The following is a 26,007-nucleotide window of genomic DNA, read 5'->3' on the forward strand; positions in this document are numbered from 1 at the left end:
GCCCTCGGGGTGGCCCTGCTGGTGCCGCTGGTGCTGCCCGCGATGCAGGGCGGCCTGCTGGCCGCGGACGGCGCCGGGGTCGGCGCGGGCCCCGGCCGCGGCGGCACCATCGCCGCGGTCAACCCGCTGGTGTCGCTGCGCGACAGCCTGAACACCACCGACGACCGCACGGTGCTGTCCGTGCGCACCAGCGGCCCCGACCTCTCGGACCTGTATCTGCGCATCGTCTCCCTGGACGACTTCGACGGCACCACCTGGAAGCCGGCGCAGCGGCACATCGTGAGCGTGCCGAACACGTTCCCGGCGCCGTCCGGGCTGAGTCCGGACGTCCAGCGGGACACCCTGCGGACCACCGTCACGGCGGCGGACTGGTACGCGCAGGACTGGCTGCCGATGCCCTATCCGCCGAGCAAGGTGCGGATCGGCGGCAGCTGGCGGTACGAACCGGTCGGCATGACGCTGGTGGGCGACCACGGCCAGACCACGCGCGGCAAGACGTACCAGGTGACCAGCCTGGACGTGCGGCCGACCGCGGGGCAGCTGGCGACCGCGCCGGAGCCGCCGGCCGCGCTGCGGCGCGCGTACACGACGGTGCCGGGCACGCTGCCGAAGGTGGTGGCGCGGACCGCCCGGGAGGTCACGGCGGGCGCGAAGAACCACTACGAGGAGGCCGTGCGGCTCCAGGACTGGTTCTCCACCGACGGCGGCTTCCAGTACGACACCCAGGTGGCGGTCGGCAGCGGCCCGGACGCCATCGCGAACTTCCTGAAGAAGAAGCAGGGGTTCTGCGTCCACTTCTCCTTCGCGATGGCGGCGATGGCCCGCACCCTCGGCATCCCGGCCCGGGTCGCGGTGGGCTTCGCGCCCGGCACCCCGCAGGCGGACGGTTCGGTGGCGGTGAGCCTGAAGGACGCGCACGCCTGGCCCGAGCTGTACTTCCAGGGCGTGGGCTGGACCCGGTTCGAGCCGACGCCGACGCGGGGCGTGGTGCCGTCGTACACCCAGTCGGTGGCGCCCGGCACCTCGCAGCCGGACCCGTCGCTGCCGTCCAAGAGCGGCTCCTCGAAGCCGTCGGCGGCCCCGTCGGCCGGTGCGGACTGCGCGGGCGGCCCGGGGGCGTGCGACACACCGTCGGCGGCGGCGGTCCCGGCCGGGGGCGGCAGTGGTCCTGGCCCGTGGTGGTTCGCGCTGATCGCGCTGGCCGTGCTGGTGGTACTGGCCGTTCCGCTCTCACCGCTGCTGTGGCGGACCCGGATGCGGTCGGTACGGCTCGGTGGGCATGCCCGCACCGACGCGGGGGCCGCGGCGCGGGCACTGGCCGCGTGGCAGGAGCTGACCGACAGCGCGTGGGACCTGGGGATCCTGCCGGACGGGTCGCTGACCCCGCGGGGCGCGGCCGACCGGATCATCCGCCTGGGCCGCCTCGACGGGCCGTCCGGCGCCGCGGTCCACCGCGTCGCCGACGCCCTGGAACAGGTCCTGTACGCCCCTCGGCCGCGCCCCGCCCCGGGAGTGGCCGACGACGTACGCCAGGTCGCGGCCGCCCTCCACGGCACGGCTCCCCGCACGGCCCGCCTGCGGGCCCGCTTCCTGCCCCGCTCGGCGGTCCGTGTCCTGTGGGCGCTCTCGGCCCGCTGGTCGGCGCTGCGCACCCGGGCGACGGCGGCCCGGCCGTCGATACGACGCCCGCGTCCATCGGAGCGATAGGGCCTGTCTGACGCACGCCCCGCGCCCCGCAAGGGGCGCGGGGAACGGCGCGACCAGCCACCACGGCGCGGCAGCCGACGACGGCGAGGCGGCGGCAAAGCCGGAGGCAAAACCGGAGACAAAGCCCGAGGGGTGACCACCGGTCCCGGTGGTCACCCCTCGGAAAAGCTCAGATCAAGAACGGCCGAACCAGCGGAGCGCTACCGTCCCTGTTCGTCCCGCCGTCTTTGCCACCGCTCCTCGATGCGATCCATCATGGACCGCTTGGCCCGCGCCGGGCGCCGTACCGCGCCCGCGGGTTGTTCCCCCGGCTTGGGCGCCTTGCGCCAGCCCGTGACCGCGAGCACCGCGCAGCCGAGCATCACGAGGAAACCCACGACGCTGATCCAGATCAGCTGGGCGACCATTCCGGCCATGAGGAGCGCGATACCGACGAGAAAGCCCGCGACCGCCTGGTAGACCCGCCGCCGGGTGTACGTACGCAGCCCGCTTCCCTCAAGCGCTGACGCGAACTTGGGATCTTCGGCGTACAGCGCTCGCTCCATTTGCTCGAGCATGCGCTGCTCGTGCTCCGAGAGCGGCACGGAGTCCTCCTCATCGTGCGGTCGCCGGGGCGACCCGGGGGGTCCCTTCAGGATAGGCAGGGAATCGCCCCCGTGAAACCCGCCCCTCTGCGCCAATTGACCAACCGGGGTCCCGCCATGGCCGTCCCGGCTCGCCGATGCTTCCATTCCCCGGCGGCCGACCCGTCATGCCGGGTGGTGTACCTCGATCATACGGCGCAAACCCCACGATCGGGGGGCTTGTGCTGTACTCCATCCGCCGCCGATGCCCTGATCAGCGGCGGGTCGGCCGCGTGCTCAGACCTCGGTGGCGCCCGGCGTCTCGCCGAGCACGTGCAGCTGCGTGGCCACGGAGTGGAACGCGGGTAGCTCGGCCGCGGCCGCCTCCAGCCGCAGCAGCGCGTCCAGCGCGGCGGGCTCGGTGTCCACCAGGACACCGGGCACCAGGTCGGCGAAGACCCGCACACCGTGCACCGCACAGGCCCGCAGGCCCGCGCCCTCGACCAGCGCGGTCAGCTGCTCGGCGGTGAAGCGGCGCGGCATCGGGTCGCCGGCGCCCCAGCGGCCGTCGGGGTCCTGGAGGGCCTGCCGGGCGTCGGTGAAGTGGCCGGCGAGGGCGCGGGCGAGCACGGCGCCGCCGAGGCCCGCGGCCAGCACGCTGAGGACGCCCTCGGGACGCAGGGCCGCGACCGCGTTGCGCATGCCCTCCGCCGGGTCGTCCACGTACTCCAGGACGCCGTGGCACAGCACCGCGTCGTAGCCGCCGCGCTCGACCACGTCGAACAGGCCGTGGGCGTCGCCCTGGACGCCCTTGACCCGGTCGGCGACCCCGGCCTCGGCGGCGCGGCGCTCCAGCGCGAACAGCGCGTTGGGGCTGGGATCGACCACGGTCACCCGGTGGCCGGCCCGGGCGAGGGGCACCGCGAAGTTGCCGCTGCCGCCCCCGGTGTCGAGGACGTCCAGCGCGTCCCGACCCGTCGCCTTGACCCGCCGGTCGAGGGCGTCCTGGAGGACCTCCGAGACCACGGCGGTACGCAGCGAGGCGCGGGTGCCGGAACGGTCGGAGCGCAGCGAGGCCGTATGCGGGTGGTGAGGGGAGACGGGCGGGCGCATCGGGTCCGACACGGCAGTTGGCTCCTCGGCAGGGCTGGCAGGGCTGGACGTCTTTCAGGCGTCTCCACCCTATGGCCTTCGGCGCTCCGCCTGGTCATCGCGGGGGGCGCGGCCGTGTCCGTCTCGCTCGGCGGACGCCGGGCGCACCACCCGTGGTCAGCCCGCATGCCGTACGTCACCGCGGGCCCCCGGACCGCCGGGCTCCTCGGCGTCCGGGCGGGGCCGGGGCAGGACCGGCTGGAGGACGAGCATCCGCTCCACGAGGCGCAGGAACATCGCCGCGTCCCGGATCAGGTCGTCGGCGTCCCGCCGGGTCGCGGCGCCCCGGATGCCGGCTTCGGCGCGGGCCCGGCGGGCGGCGCCGGAGGCGAAGAGGGCGCTCCACTCGGTCAGTTCGGGGGCGATCTCGGGCAGGACCTCCCAGGCGCTGCGGATCCGGGCGCGGCGGCGCGGGGAGGTCTCGGGGCGGCCGCGGGCGGCGAGCACGGCGGGAAGGAGGCGGTATGCGCGATGTCGTCGGGCTGTCCGGGAGGTCTCGGGGCGGCCGCGGGCGGCGAGCACGGCGGCGGCGGTGCGCAGGGCGGCGAGGTGGGCCGTCGCATAGCGCTCGTTCGGCGTTTGAAGGGCGATCGCCTCCGACAGGCCGGCGCGGGCCTGGGCGAGCAGGTCGAGGGCGGCGGGCGGGGCCGTGGCCCGCCGCAGCACGGGGTGCACATCGCTCGCCGGGCCGCTCGCGGAGGGGACGGCGCGGTTCAGTGAGGGGGCAGGGCCGAGGGCGCGGCGCCGGGGTGCGGCGGCGGACGGGTGGGCCATGACGAACCTCCTGTCGTCTGGGTCACGGCACGAGTGCCGTAGTGCCCATCGTGAGGTATGCCACTGACAATCCGATCCGACCTGGGCTTTTGCTTCAAGGGAAAGACGGGCATAGTTTTGTACTGACCAGTCAGTTCAAAAATACCGAACCGCAGGGGGGCTTGTGGACGGCGCGCACGTCACGGCCGAGGGCCTCGGGCTCAAGGGACCGCGGGGGTGGGCCTTTCGGGGCGTCACCCTCGACGCGGCACCCGGCTCGCTGATCGCGATCGAGGGACCGTCCGGCTCCGGCCGTACATCCCTGCTGCTCGCGCTCACCGGCCGGATGAAGTGCACCGAGGGAGTAGCCACCGTCGGCGGATCCACACTTCCCCGGCACCTGGCGGCCCTGCGCCGCTTCAGCGCGCTCGCCGGTGTGGCCGGGGTGACGGATCTGGAACCCGCCCTGACCGTCGGCGAGCACCTGCGCGAACGCGCCCTGCTCCAGCACCGGTTCGGCGACTCCCTGCGCGAGCTGCTGCACCCGCGGGCCGGACGCTCGCACGAGGCGCGGCTGCGCGTGGACGAGGCGCTCGCCGCGGCCGGGCTCGACCTGGAGACGCTGCCCAAGGGCTCCCGGACGGCCGTACGCGACCTGGAGCGGGTGCAGGAGCTGCGCCTGTCCGTCGCCCTGGCGCTCATCGGCCGGCCCCGGCTGCTGGGCGTGGACGACCTCGACACCAAGCTGTCGGAGGCCGAACGCGCCGAGATGTGGGACCTGTTGCGCTCCCTGGCGCGCGCGGGCACGACGGTCCTGGCGGTGTGCCGTACCGCCCCCGAGGACTGCGTCACCGTGTCCACGGTCCGCACCGACGAGGACGCCCCGAGCCGACGGGCCGGGAGCCGCACCGAGGAGGACGCCGATGCGCTCGCCTAGGCTCGCCGCCCTCGAACTGCGGCGCTTCGGACGCGGCAGGCTCCCGCGCGCCGCCCTCGTCGCCCTGCTCGTGCTGCCGCTGCTCTACGGCGGCCTGTACCTGTGGTCCTTCTGGAACCCGTACGGCCGCCTGGACCGCATCCCCGTGGCGCTGGTCAACGACGACAAGGGCGCCACGGCGGGCGGCAAGAAGATCACCGCGGGCGACGACCTCGTGTCCGGGCTGCGCGACAGCAAGACCTTCGACTGGCACGAGGTCGGCGACGCCGAGGCCCGCAAGGGCGTGGAGAACGGCACGTACTACCTGTCGCTCACCATGCCGACGGACTTCAGCGAGCGCATCGCCTCCAGTTCCGGCGCCGACCCGGAGACCGGCGCCCTCCGGGTGCGCACCAACGACGCGAACAACTACATCGTCGGACAGATCTCCCGCACGGTCTTCAACGAGGTGCGCTCGGCCGCGTCCAGCAAGGCGTCGCGGTCCTTCCTGGACAAGATCTTCATCTCGTTCTCCGGCATCCACGACAAGACGGTCACGGCCGCCAAGGGCGCCGACAAGCTGAACACCGGCCTGGGGAAGGCCGAGAAGGGGTCCAAGGACCTCGCCGACGGGCTCGTGGATGCCAAGAGCGGCAGCGGAAAGCTCGCCAAGGGCATCAAGAAGCTGCACACGGGCTCCGGAGACCTCCAGGAGGGCTCCCGGCAGGTCGCCGACGGCACCCAGGCGCTCGCCGACAAGGTGGACGGCGTCTACGCCCAGGCGGGCCCGTTCCTGAAGGACAACGAGAAGACCATCGGGGACACCGCGGGCCTGGTCGCCGACTCGGCCAGGGCGGTCCAGGACAACCTCGACGTCCTGGTGAAACACGCGCCCCAGGCCGCGAAGGGCGCGCGGCTGTCCGCCGCCGTCCTCGCGGACGTCTACAAGGACCGCTGCGAGGGCGCCACCGTCCCGGACTCCTTCTGCCCGCAGCTCAAGAAGGCGAAGCAGGCCGCCGAGGACGTGTCCGGCGTCGCCGACGACCTGAACACCCTGATCGCCGACCAGAACGGCGACCTGACGACCATGCGGGACAACCTGGGCACCCTCCAGAAGCAGGCGACCGCCCTCCAGAAGAGCGCCCCCCACCTCTCCGAGGACGTCAGCGACGCCGTCAAGAAGATCGACAAGCTGAACGCGGGCGCGCAGCAGGTCGCCGCAGGTGCCAAGAAGCTGCACACCGGTCTGGCCACCGCCGAGACGGGCGCCACCACCCTGGACGCGGGCATCGGCACCGCCAAGACCGGCGCCCAGACCCTCGACGGCGGCCTGTACAAGCTGACCGACGGCTCCGGGAAGCTCGCCGGGGGGCTGCACGACGGCGCCAAGAAGATCCCCGACTACGACAAGCACGACCGCGACCGGCGCACCGGCGTGATGGCCGACCCGGTCCAGCTGGCCTCCCACGATCTGCACAAGGCGCCCAACTACGGCACCGGGTTCGCCCCGTACTTCATCCCGCTGTCCCTGTGGGTGGGCGCGATGGTGGCCTACATGCTGATCGCGCCGCTCAACCGGCGTGCCCTGGCGGCCGGTTCACCGGCGTGGCGGATCGCGCTCGCCGGATGGCTGCCGGTGGTCGCGCTGGGCGTGCTCCAGGTGGGCGCGCTGATGGCCGTACTGCACTGGGCGATCGGGCTCCAGATGCTGCGGGCGGCCGGCACGATCGGCTTCCTGTTCCTGGTCACCGCGTGCTTCGCGGCGATCGTGCAGTGGCTCAACGCCCGCTTCGGCGCGGCCGGCCGGATCCTGGTCCTCGCCCTGCTGATGCTCCAGCTGACCTCGGCGGGCGGCACCTATCCGGTGCAGACGAGTCCGGGCTTCTTCAACATGATCCACCCGTATCTGCCGATGAGTTACGTCGTGTCGGCGCTGCGCAGGCTGATCACCGGCGGCGGGCTCGGCCCGGTGTGGCAGGCGTGCGCGGTGCTGACCGCGTTCACCGTGGGCGCCCTCGCGCTGACCGCGCTCGCGGCCCGCAAGCGGCAGGTGTGGACGCTGGACCGGCTGCACCCGGAGCTGACCCTGTGAGCCCCGGACCGGCCCGGCCGGCCCGGGTACCTGTGAGAATCGGTGCCATGGAAAGCAGCAGCGCCAGGTCCGGCGGCAGCACGCGCCGGGAGGCGACCCGGCAGAAGCTCTACGAGGCGGCCGTCACACTCATCGCCGAGCAGGGCTTCTCCGCGACCACCGTGGACGAGATCGCCGAGCGGGCGGGGGTCGCCAAGGGCACCGTCTACTACAACTTCGCGAGCAAGTCGGTCCTCTTCGAGGAGCTGCTGCGGCACGGGGTCAGCCTGCTCACCGCCTCCCTGAAGGAGGCCGCGGAACAGACCGCGCACGAGGGCGGCAGCAGGGTGGACGCGCTGGACGCGATGGTCCGCGCAGGGCTGGTCTTCATCGACCGCTACCCGGCCTTCACCCAGCTGTACGTGGCCGAGCTGTGGCGCACCAACCGGGCCTGGCAGTCCACGCTGATGGTGGTGCGCCAGGAGGCCGTCGCCGTGGTCGAGGGCGTGCTGCGCGAGGGCGTGGCGGGCGGCGAGTTCAGCGAGGAGATCGACGTCCAGCTGACGGCGGCGGCCCTGGTCGGCATGGTCCTGGTGGCCGCGCTCGACTGGAAGTCCTTCCAGCCGCAGCGCTCCCTGGACGATGTGCACGCGGCCCTGTCCCGGCTGCTCCAGGGCCGGGTCAGCGGCAGGGTCTGAGCCACCGGGGCGGCCGCACACCGCCGCACGGCACGGAAGGCGCCGGTCCACCGCTGGACCGGCGCCTTCGCGCTCCCCCGTACCTTTCCCCCGTACTCCCCCTGGGTCATGGCCAGGCGGCGGGCACCGTTCCGCAGCCCCGTGCCGGCGGTACCGGGCCGCGCCCCCTTGCCGAGCTCCACTCTTCCGTCCCGAGCCCCTCCGGCCCATCCGTGCGCCTACTCATCCGGCGGCCTAGGTACGGATACTCAGACCTGCGCGCACCTGCCCAGGACGGGCGCCCCCGGGCCTCGCTACGATCGCCTGCGTGTCCGTACTCCCGCTCGTCTTCACCAGTGGCTGGGCCAGCGGCATCAACGCCTACGCGGTGGTGCTCCTGCTCGGCCTGTTCGGCGTGACCGGGGTGAGCGACGACGTCCCCGGGGCCCTCCAGCGGCCCGAGGTGCTGATCATCGCGGGCGTGCTGTTCCTGTGCGAGGCGGCGGCCGACAAGGTGCCGTACGTCGACTCGGTATGGGACTCCGTGCACACCGTGATCCGGCCCGCCGCGGGCGCCTGGGTGGGCGCGCTGCTCGCCGGGCACAGCGGTTCGTACTCGGAGGTGGCGGCCGCGCTGATCGGCGGTTCGACGGCGCTGGCCAGCCACTCGGTCAAGGCCGGGACGCGGATGGCGGTCAACGCCTCGCCGGAGCCGTTCAGCAATATCGCGCTGAGCATCGGCGAGGACCTGGGCGTCGGCGCGCTGGTCTCCTTCGCGATGTTCCATCCCGAGGCGGCGGCGGTCATCGCGGCGGTGCTGCTGGTCGCGGGGCTGGCCGCGCTGTTCTTCCTGGTCTCCCGCATCCGGCGCTTCCTGCGCCGCCGCGCCCAGCGCCGCGAGGAGCGCCGACTGGCCTCACGGGTGCCCTGAGCCGGCCTCACGGGTGCCCTGAGCTGCGCGGAGCCCGCCCCGAGATCGCGTTGTCAGTGGTGGTCGCTAGAGTCGCAGACATGGCACGGATCGCGGTGATGGGCGCCGGTACGGGCGCGATGGCGGCCGCCGCCCGGCTGGCCGTCGCGGGCCACCGGGTGGTGGTGTACGAGCGCACGGACACCTACGGCGGTGCGGTGCGCCGCTTGGAGCGGGAGGGGTTCGGCTTCGACACCGGCCCGGGGCTGCTGACGCTGCCCGCCGTCTACCGCGACCTGTTCGTCAAGACCGGCAAGGAGCCGCTGGAGGACCGGGTCGGGCTGGTCCAGGTCGACCCGTCCGCGCGGCACCTCTTCGCGGACGGCACCGAGGCCGTCCTGCCGAACGCGTCGCGCGCGGGCGTCGTCGCGGCGCTGGACGCGGCGCTGGGCGGCGGCGCGGGCGGGCGCTGGGGTGACTTCCTGGTGCGGGCCCGCGAGGCCTGGGACCGCACCCGCCGGCCGCTGCTGGAGGAGCCCCTGTGGCCCGACTGGCAGGTGCTGCGGGACAAGGAGCCGTATCCGGCGGTCCCGCACAAGCGGCTGCTGCGCACCCGGCGCGCGAGCACCCTGGCCGAGATCGGCGCCTGGGAGCTGCGCGACCCCCGGCTGTCGGCCCTGCTCGCCGGGTACGCGCTGGCCCACGGCGTCGACCCGGCCACCGCCCCGGCGAGCGCGGCCGTGCTGCCGTACATGGAGCACGCCTTCGGCACCTGGTATGTGCGCGGCGGGATCCGGGAGTTGGCGCGCGCGGTGTACGAGCGCTGCCTGGCCCGGCGGGTGGAGTTCGTCTTCGGCGCCGAGATCACCCGGGTCCTGACCGAGGACGGCCGGGCCGCCGGGGTCGAGCTGGCCGACGGGACCGTGGCCGAGGCGGACTTCGTGGTCGGGGCGGAGCCCTGGCGGCTGGGCGGCCTGGTGGCGGGGACGCCGTACGGACCGGGGGCGGTCGCGCCGGAGCCGGAGGACCGGTTCCCGGGGCGGATGGTGGTCTGCCTGGCCCTGCGCGGGGCGCGCGAGCCCGGTGCCGCGCATCGCACGGTGGTGCACTCGGCCGACCCCGAGGGCGAGCTGGACCTGTTCCGGCACGGCACCCCGCCGGGCCTGCCGACGGTCCGCGTCGACCGCCCCGACGACCCCGCGCTGCGCCCCGACGAGGCGCACGAGTCGATGGTGCTGACGGCGACGGTCCCGGCGGCGACGCGGTACGACTGGGGCGCGCCGGGTGTCGCCGACGCGTTCGCCGAGCGCATGATCACCGCCGCCGAGCGCGCGGTGCCCGGGCTGCGGGAGCGGATCCTGTGGCGCGAGGTGCGCACCCCCCTGGACACCGCCCGGGAGACGGGCGCCACCGGGGGCGCGGTCCCGCCGCCCGCGCTGGCCGCGCCGCGGGGCGCGCTGCACCCGGCCAACTCCACGGCGATACCGGGCCTGTTCGCGGTCGGCGGCTGGTCCCATCCGGGTGGCGGGCTGCCGCACGCGGGCATGTCGGGCGCGCTGGTGTCCGGGCTGATCGTGGAGGGTCCGGACTTCCGGGGCTCGCAGTGACCCACGCGTGAGCCGGGCCGGGCCCCGACCGGGGCCCGGGTCTCACTCCGGCCGACGCCCGGGTCTCAGTAGCGGTACTGCTGCTCGTCGTACCCGGCGCCCGGCTGCTGCCGGCCGTGACCCTGGTAGGGGTACGGCTGCTCCTGCGGGAGTTCGCCGCCCTGGCCCTCGTCGGTGCGCTGCTGCGGCACCCACACCCCGCCGGCCGGGGTCTCCCCGTAGCCGCCGGTGGCGTACGGCTCCTGGGGGTAGCCCTGCTGGCCGCCGTACTGCTGGCCGTAGCCGGGGTCGTAGCCGTCGCCGGGGTAGGACTGGCTGCCGATGTAGGGGTCCGAGTAGTTGGCGTAGCCCTGCTGGGAGGCGGCGTCGTAGCCGTACCCCTGTTGCTGTCCGTAGCCGGAGTAGTCGTAGGACTGGCCCTGCTGCTGGACGGCGTGGGTGGCGGTGTCGCCGTAGACGCCGTAGTTGCCGGTGTCCTCGGGCAGCGGCAGCGGCTCGTAGACGGAGGCGGGCTCGGCGGAGGGGGGACGCGCGGGCGAGAAGACGTCGTCGCGGTCGTAGTCGTCGTAGGCGTCCGGGACGGAGCCGTCCGGGGCGTAGGGGTCCGGGGCGTAGGGGTCCTGACCGGGGGCCGGATCGTCGTCGTCCGTGCCGGTGGGAGCGGGCGCGGGGGCCTGCGCGGCCTGGGCCTTGCGGTCGCCGCGGCCGCGGCGCCGCTTGCTGCCGCCGGTCTCCGCGGCATCGGCCTCGGGCCGCCGGACCGCCCAACCGGCCACGAAACCGCGGCGGAAGGAGAGCGTGACCAGGGTCTGCCCGACGGCGAAGGCGATCGCGCCCGCGCCGATCACGAGGACGGACGGCATCATGACGCCGACCACCACCCCGAGGAAGCCCGCGAAGGCGAGCAGCCGCCAGCGCAGGCGCGCCTTGTACTGCAGCAGCACCTCGCCGAGCAACCACAGCGCGACGCCGCCGAATGCGATGTAGAGGACCGTCCAGCCCATGTACGCCCCTCTCCCAGTGGCCGTTACGCAGTGTGTCTCAACACCACGCGGCAGGTCTAGGCCTGCGGGGGGTGGTGCAGGCCCAGGTTCTCGTAGATCTCCAGGGTCGCCGTGGAGCTGTTGAGCGTGATGAAGTGCAGTCCGGGCACGCCTTCGGACAGCAGTCGCGCGCAGAACTCCGTGGCGAAGTCGATACCGATGGAGCGTACCGCCGCCGGATCGTCCTTCGCTGCGAGGATCCGCTCTTTCAGGGCGTCCGGGAACTGAGCGTTGCTGAGCTTGGGCAGCCGCTCCAGCATGCGCACGCTCGTGACCGGCAGGATCTCCGGGATGACCGGGGTGTCGCAACCCGCCCCCACCACCCGGTCGCGCAGCCGCAGATAGGACTCGGGCTGGAAGAACATCTGGGTGATGGCGTAGTCGGCGCCCGCTCGGCACTTGTCCACGAAGTGCGCGACATCGGTGTCCCAGTCCGCGGAGCGGGGGTGCATCTCCGGGAAGGCGGCGACGCCCACGCAGAAGTCACCCGACTCCTTGATGAGGCGCACCAGTTCGGCCGCGTAGGTCAGGCCCCTGGGGTGCGCCACCCACGCGCCCATGGGGTCGCCGGGCGGATCGCCGCGCACGGCGAGCATGTTGCGGATCCCGGCGTCGGCGTACTGGCCGATGATGTTGCGCAGTTCGGCGATGGAGTGGTCGACCGCGGTGAGGTGGGCGACGGGGGTGAGCGTGGTGTCGGCGACGATCTGCTGCGTCTCCCTGACGGTGCCCGCGCGGGTCGAACCGCCGGCGCCGTAGGTCACGGAGACGAAGTCGGGGGCGACCGCCTCGACCCTGCGCAGCGCGGTCCACAGGTTCCGCTCGCCCTTGGGGGTCTTCGGCGCCGAGAACTCGAAGGAGTACGTGGTCTTGCCGTCGGCGAGCATGTCCCGCACGGTCCGTGCGCGATCAGTCCTGGTCGATGCGGTTCCGAGGGCCATACCCGCAGGTTAGCCAGGGGACGGCGGTCCCCCAACCGAACTCCGGAAATTTGCCCGAATTGTCGACTTACTGTCCACCCCTTGGGACGCGTTCCCGAGACGGGCCCCGAGTCGAGCCCCGAACCGGACCCCGAGTCGAGCCCCGAGCCGGGCCGCTCAGGACCGCCGCAGCCGCCGGGCGAACTCGGCCGCCGCGGCACCCGGGTCGTCGGCCTCGGTGAGCGCGCGCACCACGACCACCCGGCGGGCCCCGGCCGCCAGGACCTCGTCCAGGTTGCCGAGGTCGATGCCGCCGATGGCGAACCAGGGGCGCTCGGTGCCGAGCGCGGCGGTGTACCGGACCAGGTCGAGGCCCGGGGCGGGGCGGCCGGGCTTGGTGGGAGTGGGCCAGCAGGGCCCGGTGCAGAAGTAGTCCACGCCCTCCTGGACGGCGGCAGCGGCGGCCTCGTCCTCGGCGTGGGTGGAACGGCCGATCAGCACGTCCTCGCCGAGGATCGCGCGGGCCGCGGGGACCGGCAGGTCGCCCTGGCCGAGGTGGAGCACATCGGCGCCGGCCGCGTGGGCGACGTCGGCCCGGTCGTTGACCGCGAGGAGCCGGCCGTGCCGGGCGCAGGCCTCGGCGAAGACCTCCAGGCAGGCCAGTTCCTCGGCGGCCTCCATGCCCTTGTCGCGCAGCTGCACGATGTCGACACCGCCGGCCAGCACCGCGTCCAGGAACTCGGGCAGGTCGCCCTGGCGCCTGCGGGCGTCCGTGCACAGGTACAGCCGGGCGTCGGCGAGCTCGGCGCGGGCGGTGTCGGACATGCGTGGGCCCCCCGGGGGTCGGTGTGTGTGCTGGGTGGGCGGTGGCGCACGGCGCGCGGGGCGTCGTACGCCACCCCCTCAGGTGGTCGGGCTCAGACGGCGAGCGCCTGGGCGCGGCGCTTCACCTCCGTGCCGCGATTCTCGCTGAGGGCCTGCGCGGGGGTGCCGGGCAGGGTCGGGTCGGGGGTGAAGAGCCATTCGATCATCTCTTCGGCCGTGAAGCCGTCGTCCCGCAGGAGCGTCAGGGTCCCGGTCAGGCCCTTGACGATCTTGTCCCCGTCGATGAAGGCGGCGGGGACGTACAGGGCGCGGTTCTCACCTCGGCGTACGGCGATGAGCTGGCCGTCCTTGACCAGCTGCCGCACACGCGTCACCTCGATGCCGAACTGTTCGGCGATGTCGGGGAGGGTGAGCCAGGCGGGGACGAGAGCGTCGATCTTCGTGTCAATCTCGGTCACGGGTACTAGCGTAGGCGTTCGGCCGGGTGTGGTGCTCGATGCCGGTGGCCGGGTGGCGGCTTCAGCCGGTCGTGGCGTCCTTCAGCGGCCTGCCCGGGTCCGCCAGCGCCCCCGCGTCCAGCGGGCGGCCCGCCTCGATCAGCTTGCGGCCCTGGGCGAGATCGCGCGGCCGGCCCACGGCCAGCAGGGCGACCAGGCGGTCCGCGCGCAGCCAGCACACCGTCCAGGCCGGGCCCGCGGGGTCGCCGCGCCACACCAGCCGGTCGGCGGCGGCGTGGTGACCGGCGTACTGGACGAAGCGGCCGAACTGCTCGGACCAGAAGTACGGCACCGGGTCGTAGCCGGCGGTGGTCTCGCCGAGGATGCCGGCGGCGACGGTGCGCGGCCCCTGAAGGGCGTTGTCCCAGTGGTGCACGAGGAGACGTTCGCCGTAGCGGGCCGAGGGGAAGGAGGCGCAGTCGCCGACGGCGTACACATCGGGCGCGGAGGCGCGCAGCCGGGCGTCGGTGACGACCTCGCCGGACGCGCCCAGCTCGATGCCGGAGCCGGTCAGCCAGCCGGTGGCGGGGCGGGCGCCGATGCCGACGACGACCGCGCCCGCGGGCAGCCGGGTGCCGTCGGCCAGCACCACCGCGCCGGACGGTGCGCAGTTCGGCGCCGCTGTCGGCGTACCAGCGGGCCATGGGGGCGGCGACCTCGGCGGGCAGCACCCCGGCGAGCGGCCGGTCGGCGGCCTCGACGACGGTCACCGCGCAGCCTGCCTCCCGGGCGGCCGTGGCGAACTCGGCGCCGATCCACCCGGCGCCGACGACCACGATGTCGTGCTGCCGGGCGAGCACGGGCCGCAGCCGTTCGGCGTCGTCCAGGGTGCGCAGCAGATGCACGCCGGGGACGCCCTCGGTGCCGGGCAGGGTGACCGGTTCGGCGCCGGTGGCGAGCACCAGGACGTCGTACGGCACCGGGCCCGCCTCGGTGTCCAGTTCATGGTCGGCGGGGCGGGCCCCGAGGACCTCGCAGCCGAGCCTGAGGCGCACGCCGAGCGCGTCGAAGTCGAGGTCGAAGGCGGAGCCCTCGGCCTTGCCGAGCAGGACGGCCTTGGACAGCGGCGGCCGGTCGTACGGCTGGTGCGGTTCGGCGCCGATGACGGTCACCTCGCCCGCGAAACCCCGCTCCCGCAGGGCGACCGCGGTCTGCACCCCGGCCATGCCCGCGCCGACGACGACCACGCGCCGGATCCCTGCCGTGCCCTCCTGGGCTGTCTGCTCGCTCACCCGATCACCATAGACAGATGACGATCAGTCAGTCAGGTGGCGTGCGCGGTGACCTGTTCCACGACGCTCGTGCCGGAGCCGGGCCCCGACTCCCATTCCCAGGTCTCCTCCAGGCGCACCCGGCCGTCGGGCAGTTCCACCACCGTGGACACGCAGTGGCCGCAGGCCGTGCCGCCGTCGGTGCGCAGCTGCACGTACCGGAAGTCCAGGCGGTCGCCCGCGCGGGTGCCGACCAGATGGCCGCGGACGATGTCGCCGCCCCGGTACTCGGCCCAGATCGCGCCGTCCCGCTCGTGGTAGGCGAAGCGGGTCCGGGTACCGACCTGACCTGCGGACTGGTCGGCCACGGGGGCGAGGACCAGGCCGTCAAGCGACGGGGCCATGACCAAGGGCTCCCTTACGGGTGACGAGGGGGGCGGGCTAGGGTGGCCACCGTACAAGCACTCGCGGGAGCCCGGACGCACCGGGCTGAGAGGGAGGCTGACGGCCTCCGACCGTACGAACCTGATCCGGGTCATGCCGGCGAAGGGAGGGGCTGGACGCCCATGTCCACACGTACGCCCGAATCCTCGGGCAGTTCTGACGTCCTGGTCGTCGGGGGCGGGATCATCGGGCTGGTCACGGCCTGGCGCGCGGCGCGCCGGGGGCTCGCGACGGCCCTGGTGGATCCGGCGCCGGGCGGCGGGGCCGCGCAGGTGGCGGCCGGGATGCTGGCCGCGGTCACCGAACTGCACTACGGCGAGGAGACGCTGCTCGCCCTCAATCTGGAGTCGGCGCGCCGCTACCCCGGCTTCGTGGCCGAGCTGACCGAGGCGAGCGGCCGGGACCTCGGCTACCGGCGCTGCGGGACGCTCGCGGTCGCGCTGGACGCCGACGACCGCGCCCAGTTGCGCGAACTGCACGCCCTCCAGCGGCGCTGCGGCCTGGAAGCGGAGTGGCTGTCGGGCCGGGAGTGCCGCCGCCTGGAGCCGATGCTGGCGCCCGGGGTGCGCGGCGGGCTGCGGGTCGACGGCGACCACCAGATCGATCCGCGGCGGCTGGCCGCGGCGCTGGTGACCGCGTGCGAGCGGGCCGGGGTGGTGTTCCACCGGGTGTGGGCGCAGCGGCTGGACGTCGCGGGCGACCGGGCCGTCGGGGTCACCACGGCGGACGGGGCGCCGCTCGCCGCCGGGCAGGTGGTGCTCGCGGGCGGCAGCCTCAGCGGGCGGCTCGCGGGCGTGCCACAGGAGGTGCTGCCGCCGGTGCGGCCGGTGAAGGGGCAGGTGCTGCGGCTGGCGGTGCCGAAGCGGTACGCGCCGTTCCTCAGCCGCACGGTGCGGGCCGTGGTCCGGGGCGGGCAGCTGTACCTGGTGCCCCGGGAGGACGGCGAGCTGGTCGTGGGCGCCACCAGCGAGGAGCTGGGCTGGGACACGACGGTCACGGCGGGCGGGGTGTACGAGCTGCTGCGGGACGCGCACGAGCTGGTGCCGGGCATCACCGAGCTGCCGCTCACCGAGACCCGGGCCGGGCTGCGGCCCGGGTCCCCCGACAACGCGCCGCTGCTCGGGCCGTCCGGGCTCGACGGGCTGCTGCTGGCGACCGGGCACCACCGCAACGGGGTGCTGCTCACGCCGGTCACCGGGGATGTGATGGGGCAGTTGCTGGCGGGAGGCCCGCTGCCCGAGGAAGCCCGTCCGTTCACGCCGGAGCGCTTCGGCGCGCCGCGCACCCAGCAGCTGGAGCAGACCGTATGAGCGCCGTGTCGTCCACCATCACCGTCTCCGTCAACGGGGAGCGCCGGGAGATCGCGCCGGGCACCGCGCTCGACGCCGTCGTACGGTCCCTCGTGCGGGCCCCCGCCGGGGTCGCGGCCGCCGTCAACGAGACGGTTGTACCGCGGGCGCAGTGGGCCGGGACCGCGCTCGCCGAGGGCGACCGGGTCGAGGTGCTCACCGCGGTGCAGGGAGGCTGAGCCATGACCGACGATCGCCTGGTCATCGGGGGTACGGCCTTCGGGTCACGGTTGATCATGGGTACCGGCGGGGCGCCCAGCCTCGATGTGCTGGAGCGGGCGCTGGTGGCTTCGGGCACGGAGCTGACGACGGTCGCGATGCGGCGGGTCGATCCGTCCGTGCACGGCTCGGTGCTGTCCGTGCTGGAGAAGCTCGGCATCCGGGTGCTGCCGAACACGGCGGGGTGCTTCACCGCCGGGGAGGCCGTGCTCACGGCGCGGCTCGCGCGGGAGGCGCTGGGGACCTCGCTGGTGAAGCTGGAGGTCATCGCCGACGAGCGGACGCTGCTGCCGGATCCGGTGGAGCTGCTGGAGGCGGCGGAGACGCTGGTGGACGACGGGTTCACGGTGCTGCCGTACACCAATGACGATCCCGTGCTCGCGCGGAAGCTGGAGGACGTGGGGTGCGCGGCGGTGATGCCGCTGGGCTCGCCGATCGGGTCGGGGCTCGGGATCCGCAACCCGCACAACTTCCAGTTGATCGTGGAGCGGGCGGGGGTGCCGGTGATCCTGGACGCGGGGGCGGGGACGGCGTCGGACGTGGCGCTGGCGATGGAGCTGGGGTGTGCGGGGGTGATGCTGGCGTCGGCGGTGACGCGGGCGCGGGAGCCGGAGCTGATGGCGGCGGCGATGCGGCACGCGGTGACCGGGGGGCGGCTGGCGCGGCTGGCGGGGCGGATACCTCGCCGGTACTGGGCGGAGGCGTCGTCTCCCGCGGCGGGCCTGGCCGTGCTCGATCCGGAGCGTCCCGCGTTCTGAGCCGGTGTCTCCGTGTGCGGCGCGCGATCACCGTCGGCGGCTCTGCGCCCGCGGAACATCGCGTCCCCGCGTAAGAAGCGTCACAGGTCCGCTGCAGTGCCCAGGTGGGAGAGGCGGAGGGGCGGGGGATGTCCGTGGGGGCTCGTAGACTCGGCGTGTGGATATGACCCTTCAGGACGCCCTCGTCGGGCACGTGCTCGACGGTCGGTATCGCGTGGACGCGCGGATCGCGGCCGGCGGGATGGCGACGGTGTACCGGGCACTGGACATGCGCCTGGACCGGGTGCTCGCGCTGAAGGTGATGCATCCCGCGCTGGCGGCCGACGGCGTCTTCGTGGAGCGGTTCATCCGCGAGGCGAAGTCCGCGGCCCGGCTCGACCATCCGAATGTGGTGCAGGTCTTCGACCAGGGCACCGACGGCTCGTATGTGTACATGGCGATGGAGTACGTCGCCGGGTGCACCCTGCGTGACGTGCTGCGCGAGCGCGGCGCGCTGCGGCCGCGGGCCGCGCTGGACATCCTGGAGCCGGTGCTCGCCGCGCTCGGCGCCGCCCACCGGGCCGGTTTCGTGCACCGCGACATGAAGCCCGAGAACGTGCTGATAGGCGACGACGGACGGGTCAAGGTCGCCGACTTCGGCCTGGTCCGCTCCGTGGACACGGTGACCAGTACGACCGGCTCCGTGCTCGGCACCGTCGCCTACCTCGCCCCCGAGCAGATCGACCAGGGCGCCGCCGACCCCCGCGTCGACGTGTACGCCTGCGGTGTCGTGCTCTACGAGATGCTGACCGGCGCCAAGCCGCACTCCGGGGACTCCCCCGCGCAGGTGCTCTACCGGCACATCAACGAGGACGTGCCGCCGCCCTCCGCGCTGGTGCCGGGGCTGGCCCCGCGGCTGGACGAACTGGTCGCCTCGGCCACCGCCCGCAACCCCGAGGCGCGCGCGTACGACGCGGTCGCGCTGCTCGCCGAGGCCCGGGAGACCCGCGCGGCGCTGACCGGGGAGCAGCTGGACGCCGTACCGCCGGGGGCCAGGGCGGTGGAGCACGAGAACGCGGAGAACCGTACGAGCGTGATCCCCCGCGCGCTCACCGTGCCCCGGCCGCTCCCCGTCGACGAGGACGGCGACGGCGTCAGCCGCACCACCCGCTTCCAGACCCCGCCCGCCGTGCCCCCGCGCCGGTCCCGGCGGCTCATGCTCACCCTCGCCGTCGCGGTGCTCCTGGTGCTCGGCGCCGGCACCGGGGTCTGGTACATCAACTCCGGCCAGTTCACCAAGGTCCCGCCGCTGCTGACGAAGACCGAGGCACAGGCGCGGGACCGGCTCAAGGACGCCGGGCTGGACGTCGGGAAGGTGAAGCGGGCCTACGACGACACCGTCGAGCGCGGCGCCGTGATCAGCACCGACCCGGGGCCCGGGGCCCGGATCCGGGACCATGACGCGGTGACGCTGACCGTCTCGCTCGGCCCGGAGACGGTCAAGGTCCCGGACCTGGCCAACCTGCCGCTCGCGAAGGCCCGGCAGAAGCTCAAGGGCGCCGGTCTGGAGCCGGGCATGGTCACCCGGGAGTTCAGCGACGACATCGACGCGGGCGCGGTGATCTCCACGGCCCCCAAGGCGGGCACCGAGCGGCACACGGGCTCGGCGATCGCGCTGACCGTCAGCAAGGGCAGCCCGATCGACGTGCCGGACGTCACCGGCGACGACCCCGCCGACGCGCGGCAGGAGCTGACGAGCGCCGGACTCAAGGTGAGGATCGCGAGCGAGCAGGTCAACTCCGCGTACGACAAGGGCAAGGTGGCCCGGCAGAGCCCCGGCGACGGCAAGCAGGCCGCCGCGGGCGACACGGTGACGCTCACCCTGTCCAAGGGCCCGCAGATGATCGAGGTCCCGGACGTGACCGGCGACAGCGTGGACGACGCCCACCAGGCGCTCGAGGACGCCGGGTTCAAGGTCAGCGAGGACCGCGGGATCCTCGGGCTGTTCGGCGACACCGTGCAGAAGCAGTCCGTGGAGGGCGGGAAGACCGCGCCCAAGGGGTCCACGATCACGATCACCATCAGGTGAGCCGCGCGGACGACGAGCCGGTGACCGGGTTCACCCCCGGTGCCGGTCCGCCCGCGCCCGCGGACATGACACCCTGAACGGGTGAGTTCCGTTTCCTCGCCCCTCCCCCGGTCCCTCCCGCGCAATCCCGTCGGCGGCCATGTGCCCGTGGCCGGCGGTCTGCACTCCGTGGGGCTGTCGTACGCCCATGAGCTGAAGGCGGAGACCGTCCAGGTCTTCGTGGCCAACCCGCGCGGCTGGGCCACCCCCGCCGGGAACCCGAAGCAGGACGAGGCCTTTCGCGCGGCCTGCGCCGAGGAGTCGGTCCCGGCGTACGTCCACGCCCCCTATCTGATCAACTTCGGCTCGCACACCGAGGCGACCGTGGAGAAGTCGGTGGAGTCGCTGCGGCACTCGCTGCGGCGCGGCCGGGAGATCGGCGCGCTCGGCGTGGTGGTGCACACCGGCAGCGCGACCGGCGGACGGGCCCGCGAGGTGGCCCTGAAGCAGGTGCGGGAGCACATGCTTCCGCTGCTGGACGAGCTGACCCAGGACGACGACCCGTTCCTGCTGCTGGAGTCCACCGCGGGCCAGGGTGCCTCGCTGTGCTCGCGGACCTGGGACTTCGGGCCGTACTTCGAGGCGCTGGACGCCCACCCCAAGCTGGGCGTGTGCCTGGACACCTGCCACATCTTCGCCGCCGGGCACGATCTGACCGGCCCGGCCGGCATGAACCAGACGCTCGACCTGCTGGTGGAGACCGTCGGCGAGGGGCGGCTGAAGCTGATCCACGCCAATGACTCCAAGGACGTGGTCGGCGCGCACAAGGACCGGCATGAGAACATCGGCTCCGGCCATATCGGCGAAGAGCCCTTCCGCGCCCTGATGAACCACCCGGCGACCGCGGGCGTCCCGCTGGTCATCGAGACCCCCGGCGGCAAGGAGGGCCACGCGGCGGACGTGGCCCGGCTCAAGCGCCTCAGGGACGGCTGAGGCGAGCCTTCGGCACCACCGGCCCGCGAGCCTCGGGGACCGCCGCCAGGGCCGTCACAGCTCCGGCCCCTCCCCCGGCTCCTCCTGGTAGGAGTAGCGCTGCTCCTTCCAGGGATCACCCACGTTGTGGTACCCGCGCTCCTCCCAGAAACCGCGCCGGTCGGCCGTCATGTACTCCACGCCCCGCACCCACTTGGGCCCTTTCCAGGCGTACAGATGGGGCACGATCAGGCGGACCGGGAAGCCGTGCTCGGCGGTCAGCAGCTCGCCGTCCTTGTGGGTGGCGAAGAGGGCGCGGTCGGAGAGGAAGTCCGCGAGGCGCAGATTGGAGCTGAAGCCGTACTCCGCCCAGACCATCACATGGGTGACGTCCGGAGCCGGCGGTGCCAGGTCCACGATCGTGGCCGCCGGGACCCCGCCCCACTCCGCGCCCAGCATGCTGAACTTGGTCACGCAGTGCAGATCGGCCACCACGGTGGCGTACGGCAGGGCCGTGAACTCCTCGTGGTTCCAGCCGTGCTTGTCGCCGTCGGCGGTGGCGCCGAAGACCCGGAAGTCCCAGCGCTCGGGCCGGAACTTGGGGACGGGGCCGTAGTGCGTGACCGGCCAGCCGCGCTGGAGTCGCTGCCCCGGCGGAAGCTCGGACCCTGCCGCCGCTCCAGACTCTCGCTCCACCGGATGACCCATGTAACCATCCTGGCAGACCTCGGGCAGTGTCCTTGACCGCCCCTCCTTGAAACGGGCAAACGCCATCAAACCTCGGCACACTTACTAAGTCCGCACTTACTGGACGATCTTCGCGTCCGGTGCAATCATGCGGCCCACACCTCCCCCGACATCCGTGCGGGAGACATCCGTGTGGAAGGAGCCGCTGCGATGCAGGGCGACCCCGACGTCATCGAACTGCTCAACGAGCAGCTGACCGCCGAGCTGACGGCGATCAACCAGTACTTCCTGCACTCCAAGATCCAGGACCACCGGGGGTGGTCCAAGCTGGCGGAGTACACCCGGCGCGAGTCGTTCGACGAGATGCGGCACGCGGAGATCCTGACCGACCGCATCCTGCTGCTCGACGGGCTGCCGAACTACCAGCGGCTCTCCCACATCGAGGTGGGGCAGACGGTGACCGAGATGTTCCGGGCCGACCGGCAGATCGAGGTCGAGGCGATCGACCGGCTGCGCCGGGGCGTGCAGATCATGCGCGACAAGGACGACATCACGTCGGCGAACATCTTCGAGGCGATCCTGGCCGACGAGGAGCACCACATCGACTACCTGGACACCCAGCTGGAACTGGTCGACAAGCTGGGCGAGGCGCTGTACATCTCGACGGTGATCGAGCAGAACCAGCCGGACCCCTCGGGGCCGGGCACCGGCAGCTTCTAGCGGTGGCGCCTCAGGCGGCGTCGTCCAGTCGGTCGAGGGTCGCCGGGGCGCGCTGTTCGATCAGCTCGCGGCGGGGGCAGGCGCCCCGGCCGAGCAGGGCCTGGATGCGTCGTACACAGCGGCCGCAGTCCGTGCCGGCCTTGCACGCGGAGGCGATCTGGCGCGGGGTGGCGGCGCCGTCCTCGGCGTGCTGCTGGACCTGGGCCTCGGTGATGCCGAAGCAGCTGCACACGTACACGCGGACTCACCTCCCGACGGGATCACCGTAACTCTGCCGTCCCGTTCCCGGTGAGGCAAACCTAACCTTACCCGCCGCTTCGCGACCGCAAAAGGGCGAGGGGCGCGGATCCCCTGTGATCCGCGCCCCAGCCCGCCTTCTGACGAAGGGACCGCCTACTGGTCCCGGTACATCTCCGCGACCAGGAACGCCAGGTCGAGGGACTGGCTGCGGTTGAGCCGCGGGTCGCAGGCCGTCTCGTAGCGCTGGTGCAGGTCGTCCACGAAGATCTCGTCGCCGCCGCCCACGCACTCGGTGACGTCGTCGCCGGTCAGCTCCACATGGATGCCGCCCGGGTGGGTGCCGAGGCCCTTGTGCACCTCGAAGAAGCCCTTGACCTCGTCGAGCACGTCGTCGAAGCGGCGGGTCTTGTGCCCGGAGGCCGCCTCGAAGGTGTTGCCGTGCATCGGGTCGGTCACCCAGGCCACCGTGGCGCCGGACGCCGTGACCTTCTCGACCAGCTCGGGCAGATGGTCGCGGATCTTGTCGGCGCCCATCCGGACGATGAAGGTCAGCCGGCCCGGCTCCCGGTCGGGGTCGAGGCGGTCGATGTACCTCAGCGCCTCCTCGGCCGTGGTGCTCGGGCCGAGCTTGATGCCGATCGGGTTGTTGATCTTCGAGGCGAACTCGATGTGCGCGTGGTCCAGCTGGCGGGTGCGCTCGCCGATCCACACCATGTGCCCGGAGACGTCGTACAGCTTGCCGGTGCGGGAGTCGACCCGGGTCAGGGCGGACTCGTAGTCCAGCAGCAGCGCCTCGTGCGAGGAGAAGAACTCGACGGTCTTGAACTCCTCCGGGTCGGTGCCGCAGGCCCGCATGAAGTTCAGCGCGTTGTCGATCTCCCGGGCCAGCTGCTCGTAGCGCTGGCCGGAGGGGGAGGTCTTCACGAAGTCCTGGTTCCAGGCGTGCACCTGGCGCAGGTCGGCGTACCCGCCGGTGGTGAAGGCGCGCACCAGGTTCAGCGTGGACGCGGAGGCGTTGTACATCCGCTTGAGCCGCTCGGGGTCCGGGATGCGGGCGGCCTCGGTGAAGTCGAAGCCGTTGACGGAGTCGCCCCGGTAGGTCGGCAGCGTCACCCCGTCACGGGTCTCGGTCGGCTTGGAGCGCGGCTTGGAGTACTGGCCGGCGATGCGGCCGACCTTCACCACGGGCACGGAGGCCGCGTAGGTGAGGACGGCGCCCATCTGGAGCAGCGTCTTGAGCTTCTGCCGGATCTGGTCGGCGGACACCGCGTCGAATGCCTCGGCGCAGTCGCCGCCCTGGAGGAGGAACGCCTCTCCCTTGGCGACGGCCGCCATCCGGGCGCGCAGCTGGTCGCACTCGCCCGCGAAGACGAGCGGCGGATATGTCTCCAACTCCGCGACGACTTCGCGCAGCGCCACGGGGTCGGGGTACTCGGGCTGCTGCGCCGCGGGCAGGTCTCGCCACGTCGCTTGAGCGGCGGCGGCTTGGGAATCAGCGTTCACGGTCACAGCCCCAGGTTACGGCCTCACGTCCGACCCACCGGCCTCAGCTCACAAAATGAGACGGAGCGGGGCGACCGCCCCACCTCGTCGACCCCCGCGTCTGCGGGGACCAGGTGCATCGGGCCCCGGGGACCGGCCGGACATGGGGTACGCTGCGCAGCATGTTCGCGCTTTCCAACCAGAACTGGTGGTGGACCGCTCCTTCGGCGGCCCACTGAATCGCGCGCACCCAGATTTCGCGAAGGCCGCCCGAGGGGCGGCCTTCGGTGTTTTCCGGGGTCGTTCCTCTCCTTCCTGATCGAGTAGGAGACCGACCCGTGGACCTTGAGGACCTGTTGTCCGACCCCCGCCCCTTCGCCCTGCTGCGCCGCCGGGTGCCCGGCCGCGCCGAGCACCCGGTGGAGGTGCTGATCGGCCCGGTCGCCGGCCGCGACCGGCTCGCCGAGCTGCCGGACGAGGGCCTGGCCCTGGTGCCGTTCCGGCAGATCCGCGAGCGCGGCTTCGACGTCCGCGACGACGGCACCCCGCTCCTGGTGCTGACGCCCGAGGAGTCGTACGAGATCCCGCTGGACGAGGCGCTGCGGCGGCTTCCGGCGCACGAGGTCCGGGTAGAGGGCGGCGGCTTCGACGTCGGTGACGAGGAGTACGCGGGGATCGTCGGCCGGGTCCTGGAAGAGGAGATCGGCGGGGGCGAGGGCGCGAACTTCGTGATCCGGCGGACGTACGAGGGCGAGATCCCGGGGTTTCGCCGGGCGGACGCGCTGGCGCTGTTCCGGCGGCTGCTGGAGGGCGAGCGGGGGGCGTACTGGACGTTCGTGGTGCACACCGGGGAGCGCACGCTGGTCGGCGCGAGCCCCGAGGTGCATGTGCGGATGTCGGGCGGCACGGTCGTGATGAACCCGATCAGCGGGACCTACCGCTATCCCGCCGAGGGGCCGACGCCTGAGCACCTGCTGGACTTCCTCGCCGACGGCAAGGAGATCGAGGAGCTGTCGATGGTGGTCGACGAGGAGCTGAAGATGATGTGCACCGTCGGCGACATGGGCGGGGTCGTCGTCGGGCCGCGGCTGAAGGAGATGGCGCACCTCGCGCACACCGAGTACGAGCTGCGCGGCAGGTCCTCCCTGGACGCCCGGGAGGTGCTGCGCCAGACCCTGTTCGCGGCGACGGTCACCGGGTCGCCGGTGCAGAACGCGTGCCGGGTGATCGAGCGGCACGAGGTCGGGGGGCGCGGGTACTACGCCGGTGCGCTGGCCCTGCTCGGGCGGGACCCGGGCGGCGCGCAGACCCTGGACTCCCCCATCCTGATCCGCACCGCCGACATCGGCGCGGACGGGCGGCTGCGGGTGCCGGTCGGGGCCACGCTGGTGCGCGGCTCGGAGCCGGCGGGCGAGGTCGCCGAGACGTGGCGCACCCCACAGGGGCCGCCGCCCGGGGTGAGAGGTCCGCCACGCGGGGGCAGGGCCCGGGCGGCCGCGCGCGGAGCGGGAGCTGCCCCGGCTGGCCGACGACCCCCGGGTGCGGGCCGCGCTGGACGGGCGGCGGGCCGCTCTCGCCCCGTTCTGGCTGCGGATGCAGCAGCCGGCCGCCGAGATGAGCGGACACGCCCTGGTGGTCGACGGCGAGGACACCTTCACCGCGATGCTGGCCCATCTGCTGCGCGCGACGGGCCTGGCGGTGACGGTACGGCGCTACGACGAGCCGGGGCTGCGGGCCGCGGTGCTCGCGCACGAGGGCCCGGTGGTGCTCGGCCCCGGCCCCGGGGACCCCTCGGACCTGGCCGATCCGAAGATGCGGTTCCTGCGGGAGCTGGCCCGGACCGTGCTGCGGGGGCACCGGCACGGGGTGCTGGGCGTGTGCCTGGGCCATGAACTGCTCGCGGCGGAGCTGGGGTTGGAGATCGTCCGCAAGGAAGTGCCGTACCAGGGGGCGCAGACGGAGATCGAGCTGTTCGGGCGCCCCGAGACCGTCGGCTTCTACAACAGCTTCACCGCCCGCTGCGACGAGGAGGCGGCGCGGGAGCTGGCGGCGCACGGGATCGAGGTGAGCCGGGCGGCGAACGGCGAGGTGCATGCCGTACGGGGGCCCGGGTTCGCGGGCGTGCAGTTCCACCCGGAGTCGGTGCTGACGCTCGACGGGGCGGCGATCGTCGGGGAGTTGCTGGGCCGGCTGCGCGGCGCCGACGCGTTCTGAAGCCACCGGGCTGTGGGCCGGGT

The 26,007-nt window shown here is 73.3% G+C and carries 24 protein-coding genes, 2 pseudogenes and 1 riboswitch; of the genes and pseudogenes, 14 read left to right on the forward strand and 12 right to left on the reverse strand.

Features of this window, described 5'->3' with window-relative positions; translation table 11 throughout:
- The coding region (locus ACLF5H_RS18935; protein WP_421677191.1) for a transglutaminase TgpA family protein at positions 1–1,707 on the forward strand (1,707 nt) is incomplete at its 5' end.
- Positions 1,708–1,907: 200 nt separating this feature from the next.
- Here the strand turns inward: ACLF5H_RS18935 and ACLF5H_RS18940 are convergent.
- The 3 genes from ACLF5H_RS18940 to ACLF5H_RS18950 all read right to left on the reverse strand — a co-directional run bounded on the left by ACLF5H_RS18940 (position 1,908) and on the right by ACLF5H_RS18950 (position 4,196).
- Positions 1,908–2,291 carry a DUF3040 domain-containing protein gene (locus ACLF5H_RS18940; RefSeq protein WP_421677192.1) on the reverse strand — a complete coding sequence of 128 codons (384 nt, stop codon included), beginning with the start codon at positions 2,289–2,291 and terminating at the stop codon, positions 1,908–1,910.
- 276 nt (positions 2,292–2,567) lie between these two features.
- A complete protein-coding gene (locus tag ACLF5H_RS18945) occupies positions 2,568–3,395 on the reverse strand; it encodes a class I SAM-dependent methyltransferase (protein WP_421677193.1) in 828 nt (275 codons plus the stop codon).
- Positions 3,396–3,539: 144 nt separating this feature from the next.
- Positions 3,540–4,196: an SAV_6107 family HEPN domain-containing protein gene (locus tag ACLF5H_RS18950; RefSeq protein WP_421677194.1), complete on the reverse strand. Its 657-nt coding sequence runs from the start codon at positions 4,194–4,196 to the stop codon at positions 3,540–3,542.
- 163 nt (positions 4,197–4,359) lie between these two features.
- On the opposite strand from ACLF5H_RS18950, the gene ACLF5H_RS18955 reads away from it, so the two are divergent.
- From ACLF5H_RS18955 to ACLF5H_RS18975, 5 genes are all read left to right on the forward strand, one after another.
- Entirely contained in the window at positions 4,360–5,112 is a 753-nt protein-coding gene (locus tag ACLF5H_RS18955) for an ATP-binding cassette domain-containing protein (protein WP_421677195.1), read from the forward strand.
- Entirely contained in the window at positions 5,099–7,183 is a 2,085-nt protein-coding gene (locus ACLF5H_RS18960; protein ID WP_421677196.1) for a YhgE/Pip family protein, read from the forward strand. The genes ACLF5H_RS18955 and ACLF5H_RS18960 overlap by 14 nt, the downstream gene beginning before the upstream one ends.
- Positions 7,184–7,230: 47 nt before the next feature.
- Positions 7,231–7,860 carry a TetR/AcrR family transcriptional regulator gene (locus ACLF5H_RS18965; protein ID WP_093679037.1) on the forward strand — a complete coding sequence of 210 codons (630 nt, stop codon included), beginning with the start codon at positions 7,231–7,233 and terminating at the stop codon, positions 7,858–7,860.
- A gap of 307 nt (positions 7,861–8,167) precedes the next feature.
- Positions 8,168–8,770 (forward strand): DUF4126 domain-containing protein, encoded by a 603-nt coding sequence (locus ACLF5H_RS18970; RefSeq protein WP_421677197.1) that lies wholly within the window; start codon positions 8,168–8,170, stop codon positions 8,768–8,770.
- Between the two features lie 80 nt (positions 8,771–8,850).
- Positions 8,851–10,356, forward strand: a complete 1,506-nt coding sequence (locus ACLF5H_RS18975) for a phytoene desaturase family protein (RefSeq protein WP_421677198.1) — start codon at positions 8,851–8,853, stop codon at positions 10,354–10,356.
- Positions 10,357–10,421: 65 nt separating this feature from the next.
- On the opposite strand, the gene ACLF5H_RS18980 is transcribed toward ACLF5H_RS18975, so the two are convergent.
- From ACLF5H_RS18980 to ACLF5H_RS19005, 6 genes and pseudogenes are all read right to left on the reverse strand, one after another.
- Positions 10,422–11,360, reverse strand: a complete 939-nt coding sequence (locus ACLF5H_RS18980; protein WP_421677199.1) for a hypothetical protein — start codon at positions 11,358–11,360, stop codon at positions 10,422–10,424.
- Between the two features lie 56 nt (positions 11,361–11,416).
- Positions 11,417–12,340, reverse strand: a complete 924-nt coding sequence (gene metF / locus ACLF5H_RS18985) for a methylenetetrahydrofolate reductase [NAD(P)H] (RefSeq protein ID WP_421677200.1) — start codon at positions 12,338–12,340, stop codon at positions 11,417–11,419.
- A gap of 156 nt (positions 12,341–12,496) precedes the next feature.
- On the reverse strand, positions 12,497–13,144 hold the full coding sequence (thiE, locus tag ACLF5H_RS18990) for a thiamine phosphate synthase (protein ID WP_421677201.1): 648 nt from the start codon (positions 13,142–13,144) through the stop codon (positions 12,497–12,499).
- Positions 13,145–13,236: 92 nt separating this feature from the next.
- On the reverse strand, positions 13,237–13,602 hold the full coding sequence (locus ACLF5H_RS18995) for an Rv2175c family DNA-binding protein (RefSeq protein WP_421677202.1): 366 nt from the start codon (positions 13,600–13,602) through the stop codon (positions 13,237–13,239).
- A gap of 61 nt (positions 13,603–13,663) precedes the next feature.
- Positions 13,664–14,873 (reverse strand): annotated as a pseudogene (locus ACLF5H_RS19000) (NAD(P)/FAD-dependent oxidoreductase).
- Between the two features lie 32 nt (positions 14,874–14,905).
- Positions 14,906–15,256: a hypothetical protein gene (locus ACLF5H_RS19005; protein ID WP_421677203.1), complete on the reverse strand. Its 351-nt coding sequence runs from the start codon at positions 15,254–15,256 to the stop codon at positions 14,906–14,908.
- A 53-nt stretch (positions 15,257–15,309) separates the two neighbouring features.
- A riboswitch (TPP riboswitch) is annotated at positions 15,310–15,421 on the forward strand.
- On the opposite strand from ACLF5H_RS19005, the gene thiO reads away from it, so the two are divergent.
- From thiO to ACLF5H_RS19030, 5 genes are all read left to right on the forward strand, one after another.
- Positions 15,419–16,606 carry a glycine oxidase ThiO gene (gene thiO, locus ACLF5H_RS19010; protein WP_421677204.1) on the forward strand — a complete coding sequence of 396 codons (1,188 nt, stop codon included), beginning with the start codon at positions 15,419–15,421 and terminating at the stop codon, positions 16,604–16,606. (Overlaps the previous riboswitch by 3 nt.)
- Positions 16,603–16,824 (forward strand): sulfur carrier protein ThiS, encoded by a 222-nt coding sequence (gene thiS, locus ACLF5H_RS19015; RefSeq protein ID WP_086806233.1) that lies wholly within the window; start codon positions 16,603–16,605, stop codon positions 16,822–16,824. The genes thiO and thiS overlap by 4 nt, the downstream gene beginning before the upstream one ends.
- A gap of 3 nt (positions 16,825–16,827) precedes the next feature.
- Positions 16,828–17,622, forward strand: coding sequence for a thiazole synthase (locus ACLF5H_RS19020; protein WP_421677205.1), 795 nt, complete (start codon positions 16,828–16,830; stop codon positions 17,620–17,622).
- A 157-nt stretch (positions 17,623–17,779) separates the two neighbouring features.
- Positions 17,780–19,690 carry a Stk1 family PASTA domain-containing Ser/Thr kinase gene (pknB, locus tag ACLF5H_RS19025; RefSeq protein ID WP_421677206.1) on the forward strand — a complete coding sequence of 637 codons (1,911 nt, stop codon included), beginning with the start codon at positions 17,780–17,782 and terminating at the stop codon, positions 19,688–19,690.
- Between the two features lie 81 nt (positions 19,691–19,771).
- Positions 19,772–20,662 carry a deoxyribonuclease IV gene (locus tag ACLF5H_RS19030; RefSeq protein WP_421677207.1) on the forward strand — a complete coding sequence of 297 codons (891 nt, stop codon included), beginning with the start codon at positions 19,772–19,774 and terminating at the stop codon, positions 20,660–20,662.
- A gap of 54 nt (positions 20,663–20,716) precedes the next feature.
- On the opposite strand, the gene ACLF5H_RS19035 is transcribed toward ACLF5H_RS19030, so the two are convergent.
- Complete coding sequence (locus ACLF5H_RS19035; protein ID WP_421677208.1) at positions 20,717–21,349, reverse strand: sulfite oxidase-like oxidoreductase; 633 nt, start codon at positions 21,347–21,349, stop codon at positions 20,717–20,719.
- A 189-nt stretch (positions 21,350–21,538) separates the two neighbouring features.
- Here ACLF5H_RS19035 and bfr point away from each other — a divergent pair, with 189 nt between their 5' ends.
- Positions 21,539–22,048 carry a bacterioferritin gene (bfr, locus tag ACLF5H_RS19040; RefSeq protein ID WP_145484926.1) on the forward strand — a complete coding sequence of 170 codons (510 nt, stop codon included), beginning with the start codon at positions 21,539–21,541 and terminating at the stop codon, positions 22,046–22,048.
- Between the two features lie 10 nt (positions 22,049–22,058).
- Here bfr and ACLF5H_RS19045 read toward each other — a convergent pair whose 3' ends face one another.
- Positions 22,059–22,286 (reverse strand): (2Fe-2S)-binding protein, encoded by a 228-nt coding sequence (locus tag ACLF5H_RS19045; RefSeq protein ID WP_085564331.1) that lies wholly within the window; start codon positions 22,284–22,286, stop codon positions 22,059–22,061.
- A 155-nt stretch (positions 22,287–22,441) separates the two neighbouring features.
- Entirely contained in the window at positions 22,442–23,797 is a 1,356-nt protein-coding gene (locus ACLF5H_RS19050; protein ID WP_421677209.1) for a class II 3-deoxy-7-phosphoheptulonate synthase, read from the reverse strand.
- Between the two features lie 155 nt (positions 23,798–23,952).
- On the opposite strand from ACLF5H_RS19050, the gene ACLF5H_RS19055 reads away from it, so the two are divergent.
- On the forward strand, positions 23,953–24,009 hold the full coding sequence (locus tag ACLF5H_RS19055) for a trp operon leader peptide (RefSeq protein WP_421677270.1): 57 nt from the start codon (positions 23,953–23,955) through the stop codon (positions 24,007–24,009).
- Positions 24,010–24,108: 99 nt separating this feature from the next.
- A pseudogene (locus ACLF5H_RS19060) lies at positions 24,109–25,984 on the forward strand (anthranilate synthase family protein).
- Positions 25,985–26,007 lie beyond the last annotated feature (23 nt).

Source organism: Streptomyces sp. LaBMicrA B280, from assembly GCF_049222185.1.
Classification (GTDB): Bacteria; Actinomycetota; Actinomycetes; order Streptomycetales; family Streptomycetaceae; genus Streptomyces; species Streptomyces murinus.

What these genes read in the sequence shown, in the direction of transcription:
- thiO (WP_421677204.1), top strand. Translation starts at nt 15,419, where the DNA reads ATGTCCACACGTACGCCCGAATCCTCGGGCAGTTCTGACGTCCTGGTC.
- thiS (WP_086806233.1), top strand. Translation starts at nt 16,603, where the DNA reads ATGAGCGCCGTGTCGTCCACCATCACCGTCTCCGTCAACGGGGAGCGC.
- ACLF5H_RS18980 (WP_421677199.1), bottom strand. Translation starts at nt 11,360, where the DNA reads ATGGGCTGGACGGTCCTCTACATCGCATTCGGCGGCGTCGCGCTGTGG.
- ACLF5H_RS18975 (WP_421677198.1), top strand. Translation starts at nt 8,851, where the DNA reads ATGGCACGGATCGCGGTGATGGGCGCCGGTACGGGCGCGATGGCGGCC.
- ACLF5H_RS19005 (WP_421677203.1), bottom strand. Translation starts at nt 15,256, where the DNA reads ATGGCCCCGTCGCTTGACGGCCTGGTCCTCGCCCCCGTGGCCGACCAG.
- ACLF5H_RS19035 (WP_421677208.1), bottom strand. Translation starts at nt 21,349, where the DNA reads ATGGGTCATCCGGTGGAGCGAGAGTCTGGAGCGGCGGCAGGGTCCGAG.
- bfr (WP_145484926.1), top strand. Translation starts at nt 21,539, where the DNA reads ATGCAGGGCGACCCCGACGTCATCGAACTGCTCAACGAGCAGCTGACC.
- ACLF5H_RS18950 (WP_421677194.1), bottom strand. Translation starts at nt 4,196, where the DNA reads ATGGCCCACCCGTCCGCCGCCGCACCCCGGCGCCGCGCCCTCGGCCCT.
- ACLF5H_RS18960 (WP_421677196.1), top strand. Translation starts at nt 5,099, where the DNA reads ATGCGCTCGCCTAGGCTCGCCGCCCTCGAACTGCGGCGCTTCGGACGC.
- metF (WP_421677200.1), bottom strand. Translation starts at nt 12,340, where the DNA reads ATGGCCCTCGGAACCGCATCGACCAGGACTGATCGCGCACGGACCGTG.
- ACLF5H_RS18965 (WP_093679037.1), top strand. Translation starts at nt 7,231, where the DNA reads ATGGAAAGCAGCAGCGCCAGGTCCGGCGGCAGCACGCGCCGGGAGGCG.
- ACLF5H_RS19020 (WP_421677205.1), top strand. Translation starts at nt 16,828, where the DNA reads ATGACCGACGATCGCCTGGTCATCGGGGGTACGGCCTTCGGGTCACGG.
- thiE (WP_421677201.1), bottom strand. Translation starts at nt 13,144, where the DNA reads ATGTCCGACACCGCCCGCGCCGAGCTCGCCGACGCCCGGCTGTACCTG.